The organism is Streptomyces fuscigenes, from assembly GCF_021556455.1.
Classification (GTDB): domain Bacteria; phylum Actinomycetota; class Actinomycetes; order Streptomycetales; family Streptomycetaceae; genus Streptomyces; species Streptomyces fuscigenes.
Genome location: NZ_JAKGCV010000342.1, coordinates 1 through 6,022 on the forward strand (window position 1 = coordinate 1; position 6,022 = coordinate 6,022).

A 6,022-nucleotide genomic window follows, 5' to 3' on the forward strand; every position below is an offset into this window, starting at 1 on the left:
CGGGTCCGGCCGAGGCCGTCGCCGCCTCCGGCCAGGGCGGCGCCGCGGTGTCGGGCGGGCTGCCGGCGGCCGCGGGCGGCTTCGCGCCAAGTGCTTCCGGCGCGGCGGCCACTGGGCTGCTGACCGGCTCCCTGCCGGGGCTGCGGGGCCTTCCCCTGTCCGGTGAGCGCTTCCCGCTGCCGGGTGCGCGCCCGAATAATGAGACGTCGGTCCCACCCGCTTGACACGTGTGGCGCGCCAGCGAGATGGTCAGTGCCATGCGCACCCGAATCCTCGTACTTGGACAGCGCGTCGGCTGAAGCAGAGCCCGTATCCGGCTCCGCGGACCCTCACCGACGCGCTCCCCTCGCTTGCCCTACGGCACGGGGGGTTTTTTGTTGCACCGGCACCCGCAGCACCCTCGAAAATCCCCCAAGCCCTGAGAAGAGAAGCCGATGACCGAGCAGGCCACCGGGGCCCACCATCCGCAGCCGCGGGCCCGTAGCGGCGGAGCGCCTTCCGCCACCGTCGAACACGTCACGGGCGCGCAGTCCCTCATCCGCTCGCTGGAGGAGGTCGGGGCCGACACCGTCTTCGGCATCCCGGGCGGCGCGATCCTCCCGGCCTACGACCCGATGATGGACTCGACGCGCGTGCGGCACGTGCTCGTCCGTCACGAGCAGGGCGCCGGCCACGCGGCCGTGGGCTACGCGCAGGCCACCGGCAAGGTCGGCGTGTGCATGGCGACCTCGGGCCCCGGTGCGACGAACCTGGTCACGCCGATCGCGGACGCGCACATGGACTCGGTCCCGATCGTCGCGATCACCGGCCAGGTCGCCTCGAAGGCCATCGGCACGGACGCCTTCCAGGAGGCGGACATCGTGGGCATCACGATGCCGGTCACGAAGCACAACTTCCTGGTGCGCGAGGCGAAGGACATCCCGCGGACCATCGCGGAGGCGTTCCACATCGCGGGCACCGGCCGCCCGGGGCCCGTCCTGGTCGACATCGCGAAGGACGCGCTGCAGGCGCGGACCACGTTCTCCTGGCCGCCGGTGATGGACCTGCCCGGCTACCGGCCCGTCACGAAGCCGCACGCGAAGCAGATCCGCGAGGCGGCCCGGCTGATCGCCCAGGCCAAGCGCCCGATCCTGTACGTGGGCGGCGGCGTCATCAAGTCCGGTGCCACCTCGGAGCTCAAGGTCCTCGCGGAGCTGACGAAGGCCCCCGTCACGACGACGCTGATGGCGCTCGGCGCGTTCCCCGACACGCACCCGCAGCATGTGGGCATGCCGGGCATGCACGGCGCGGTCACGGCCGTCACCGCCCTGCAGAAGGCGGACCTGATCGTCGCGCTGGGCGCCCGCTTCGACGACCGCGTCACGGGCAAGCTGGACAGCTTCGCACCGTCGGCGAAGGTCGTGCACGCGGACATCGACCCCGCCGAGATCGGCAAGAACCGCGCGGCGGACGTGCCGATCGTCGGGGACGCCCGCGAGGTGCTGGCCGACCTGGTGCAGGCCGTGCAGGCGGAGCACGCCGCGGGCACGCTGGGCGAGGCGGCCGCCACCGGCTACCAGGCGTGGTGGAAGGACCTGGACCGCTGGCGGCAGACGTACCCGCTCGGCTACGACCTGCCGGAGGACGGCTCCCTGTCCCCGCAGCAGGTGATCCAGCGCATCGGGCAGCTCGCGCCGGAGGGCACCGTGTACGCGGCGGGCGTGGGCCAGCACCAGATGTGGGCCGCGCACTTCATCGACTACGACAAGCCGTCGACGTGGCTGAACTCCGGCGGCGCCGGGACCATGGGCTACGCGGTGCCCGCGGCGATGGGCGCCAAGGCGGGCCTGCCGGAGCGCCCGGTCTGGGCGATCGACGGCGACGGCTGCTTCCAGATGACCAACCAGGAACTGACCACCTGCGCGCTCAACAACATCCCGATCAAGGTCGCCATCATCAACAACGGCGTCCTCGGCATGGTGCACCAGTGGCAGAACCTCTTCTACAACCAGCGCTACTCGCACACCACCCTGCGCGACGGCAACGACGCCGCGAGCCTGCCGAGCACCGGCACTCGCGTGCCGGACTTCGTGAAGCTGTCGGAGGCCATGGGTTGCGTCGGACTGCGCTGCGAGTCGCCCGACGAGCTGGACGCGGTGATCGCGAAGGCCAACGCCATCAACGACCGCCCCGTGGTGATCGACTTCATCGTCCACGAGGACGCGATGGTCTGGCCGATGGTGGCCGCCGGCACGTCGAACGACGAGATCATGGCCGCCCTCGGCGTCCGCCCCGACTTCGGTGACGCCTCCGACGACTGATCCGACCGACCCGACAGCCACGACGAGAGACCCAGAGAGACTGCCATGTCCACGAAGCACACCCTCTCCGTCCTGGTCGAGAACACGCCCGGCATCCTCGCGAGGATCGCCGCGCTGTTCTCCCGCCGGGGCTTCAACATCGACTCGCTCGCGGTCGGTGTCACCGAACACCCCGACATCTCCCGCATCACGATCGTGGTGAATGTCGAGGACCTGCCCCTGGAGCAGGTGACGAAGCAGCTCAACAAGCTGGTGAACGTCCTGAAGATCGTCGAACTCGAGCCCGGCGCTGCGATCCAGCGCGAGCTCGTGCTGGTGAAGGTCCGCGCCGACAACGAGACCCGCAGCCAGATCGTCGAGATCGTCCAGCTGTTCCGCGCCAAGACCGTGGACGTCTCCCCGGAGGCCGTCACCATCGAGGCCACCGGCTCCAGCGAGAAGCTGGGCGCCATGCTCAAGATGCTCGAACAGTACGGAATCAAGGAGCTCGTGCAGTCCGGCACGATCGCCATAGGGCGGGGCGCCCGGTCCATCACGGACCGCAGCCTGCGCGCCCTGGAGCGCACCGCCTGAGCGCTCCGGGCACCGCGCCCGCCCGGCCGGGACCGCATCGCGAGACCGGCAGTCCACCACCAGCATCCCCGCCGTACGGTGGGACGCACCACCAGCACCACTGTCATCAAGGAGAAGAACCCGTGGCCGAGCTGTTCTACGACGACGACGCCGACCTGTCCATCATCCAGAACCGCAAGGTCGCGGTCATCGGCTACGGCAGCCAGGGCCACGCCCACGCGCTGTCGCTGCGCGACTCCGGTGTGGATGTGCGGGTCGGCCTGCACGAGGGCTCCAAGTCCAAGGCCAAGGCCGAGGAGCAGGGCCTGCGCGTGGTGACGCCCGCCGAGGCGTCCGCCGAGGCCGACGTGATCATGATCCTGGTGCCGGACCCGATCCAGGCGCAGGTCTACGAGGAGTCCATCAAGGACAACCTCAAGGACGGCGACGCGATCTTCTTCGGCCACGGCCTGAACATCCGCTACGACTTCATCAAGCCGCCGGCCAACGTCGACGTCTGCATGGTCGCGCCGAAGGGCCCGGGCCACCTGGTGCGCCGCCAGTACGAGGAGGGCCGCGGCGTCCCGTGCATCGTGGCCGTGGAGCAGAACCCCAGCGGCAAGGGCCTGGAGCTGGCGCTCGCCTACGCCAAGGGCATCGGCGGCACGCGTGCGGGCGTCATCAAGACGACCTTCACCGAGGAGACCGAGACGGACCTCTTCGGCGAGCAGGCCGTGCTGTGCGGCGGCACGTCGGCGCTGGTGAAGGCGGGCTTCGAGACGCTGGTCGAGGCGGGCTACCAGCCGGAGATCGCCTACTTCGAGTGCCTGCACGAGCTGAAGCTGATCGTCGACCTCATGTACGAGGGCGGCCTGGAGAAGATGCGCTGGTCGGTCTCCGAGACCGCCGAGTGGGGCGACTACGTCTCCGGTCCGCGCATCATCAACGACCAGACCAAGGCCGAGATGAAGAAGATCCTGGGCGAGATCCAGGACGGCTCCTTCGCCAAGACCTGGATGGACGAGTACCACGGCGGTCTGAAGAAGTACAACGAGTACAAGAAGGCCGACGCCGACAGCCTGCTGGCCACCACGGGCGCCGAGCTGCGCAAGCTCATGAGCTGGGTGGACGACGCCGAGGCCTGATCCTCGGCCGACGGGGCCCGCACCGCGCCGCCGCGCGCGGCAGCGGTGCGGGCCTCTTCGTTCGCGCCGGACGCCGGCGCCGTACTCGTACGCGGACTTTGCACGTATGAGTGATCCTGCCGCTCGGGTGGGGATCAGGCCGAACAACGGCACTAGACTCTGCACACACGCGTCGGGCCCACAGCGTCGTGCGTCTTTCACGCGGACGAGGGCGTACAGCCATGTTCCGGCAAGGTCATGCTGCGCGATTGCGCCCCCAGTACCCCTCCACCGCATGCGGCCGCTGGGACGGCCGTCCGCAATGGGACTTGTGAGGACACACGTGAGCGACAAACCGGTCGTACTCATCGCTGAAGAGCTGTCACCCGCCACCGTCGACGCGCTCGGACCCGACTTCGAGATCCGGCACTGCAACGGGGCCGACCGCGCGGAGCTGCTGCCCGCGATCGCCGACGTCGACGCGATCCTGATCCGCTCGGCCACCAAGGTCGACGCCGAGGCCGTGGCCGCCGCGAAAAAGTTGAAGGTCGTCGCCAGGGCCGGCGTCGGACTCGACAACGTGGACGTGCCCGCCGCCACCAAGGCCGGCGTGATGGTCGTCAACGCGCCGACCTCGAACATCATCACCGCCGCGGAGCTGGCGTGCGGACTGCTGATCTCCTCCGCGCGCAACATCCCGCAGGCCAACGGCGCGCTGAAGAACGGCGAGTGGAAGCGCTCGAAGTACACGGGCGTCGAACTGAGCGAGAAGGTCCTCGGCGTCGTCGGCCTCGGCCGCATCGGCCTGCTGGTGGCGCAGCGGATGTCCGCGTTCGGCATGAAGATCGTCGCGTACGACCCGTACGTGCAGGCCGCGCGCGCCGCCCAGTTGGGCGTGAAGCTCGTGACGCTGGACGAGCTGCTGCAGGCCGCCGACTTCATCACGGTGCACCTCCCGAAGACGCCGGAGACGCTCGGCCTGATCGGCGACGAGGCGCTGCACAAGGTCAAGCCGACGGTCCGCATCGTCAACGCCGCGCGCGGCGGCATCGTGGACGAGGAGGCGCTGGCGTCGGCCCTCAAGGAGGGCCGGGTCGCGGGCGCGGGCCTCGACGTGTACACGAAGGAACCCTGCACGGACTCGCCGCTGTTCGAGTTCGACCAGGTCGTGGCGACGCCGCACCTCGGCGCCTCGACCGACGAGGCGCAGGAGAAGGCCGGCATCTCGGTCGCCAAGTCCGTCCGCCTCGCGCTGGCGGGCGAGTTGGTCCCGGACGCGGTCAACGTGCAGGGCGGCGTCATCGCCGAGGACGTGCGCCCGGGCCTGCCGCTCGCGGAGAAGCTGGGCCGGATCTTCACCGCGCTGGCGGGCGAGGTCGCGGTGCGCCTCGACGTCGAGGTGTACGGCGAGATCACCCAGCACGACGTGAAGGTGCTCGAACTGTCCGCGCTGAAGGGCGTGTTCGAGGACGTCGTCGCGGAGACCGTCAGCTACGTCAACGCCCCGCTGTTCGCGCAGGAGCGCGGTGTCGAGGTGCGGCTGACCACGTCGAGCGAGTCGCCCAACCACCGCAACGTGGTGACGGTGCGCGGCACGCTGTCCGGCGGCGAGGAGGTCGCGGTCTCAGGCACGCTCGCCGGACCGAAGCACCTCCTGAAGGTCGTCGCGATCGGCGACTACGACGTCGACGTGGCGCTCGCGGACCACATGGTGGTGCTGCGCTACGAGGACCGTCCGGGCGTCGTGGGCACGGTGGGCCGGATCCTCGGCGAGGCGGGACTGAACATCGCGGGCATGCAGGTCTCCCGCACCGAGGAGGGCGGCGAGGCGCTCGTCGTGCTCACGGTGGACGACAACGTGCCCCAGCCGGTCCTGACGGAGATCTCCGCCGAGATCGGCGCGACGTCGGCGCGTTCGGTCAACCTCACGGACTGACCCGGCGCCGCCGGGCCCGCACCGCCCTAGGCGGCCGTGCGGGCCCGGCGGGCGGGCGGCGCACGACGCGCGCCACGCATGTACGAGGCCCCGGGGGCCCGGCCACGGCC

At 70.3% G+C, this 6,022-nt stretch carries 4 protein-coding genes and 1 pseudogene; all 5 read left to right on the forward strand.

The window, feature by feature from the left end:
* A pseudogene (locus L1885_RS21795) lies at nt 1-224 on the forward strand (complement resistance protein TraT); the annotation flags it as partial.
* Between the two features lie 210 nt (nt 225-434).
* Nucleotides 435-2,300: an acetolactate synthase large subunit gene (locus L1885_RS21800; RefSeq protein ID WP_235798858.1), complete on the forward strand. Its 1,866-nt coding sequence runs from the start codon at nt 435-437 to the stop codon at nt 2,298-2,300.
* A 45-nt stretch (nt 2,301-2,345) separates the two neighbouring features.
* Nucleotides 2,346-2,873 (forward strand): acetolactate synthase small subunit, encoded by a 528-nt coding sequence (ilvN, locus tag L1885_RS21805; protein WP_235798859.1) that lies wholly within the window; start codon nt 2,346-2,348, stop codon nt 2,871-2,873.
* Nucleotides 2,874-2,995: 122 nt separating this feature from the next.
* Entirely contained in the window at nt 2,996-3,997 is a 1,002-nt protein-coding gene (gene ilvC, locus L1885_RS21810) for a ketol-acid reductoisomerase (RefSeq protein ID WP_235798860.1), read from the forward strand.
* A 322-nt stretch (nt 3,998-4,319) separates the two neighbouring features.
* On the forward strand, nt 4,320-5,912 hold the full coding sequence (gene serA, locus L1885_RS21815; RefSeq protein WP_235798861.1) for a phosphoglycerate dehydrogenase: 1,593 nt from the start codon (nt 4,320-4,322) through the stop codon (nt 5,910-5,912).
* The last annotated feature ends 110 nt before the right edge of the window (nt 5,913-6,022 follow it).

Bases quoted from the DNA above. Each gene is read 5' to 3' on its own strand.
- L1885_RS21800 (WP_235798858.1), top strand. From the start codon at position 435: ATGACCGAGCAGGCCACCGGGGCCCACCATCCGCAGCCGCGGGCCCGT.
- ilvN (WP_235798859.1), top strand. From the start codon at position 2,346: ATGTCCACGAAGCACACCCTCTCCGTCCTGGTCGAGAACACGCCCGGC.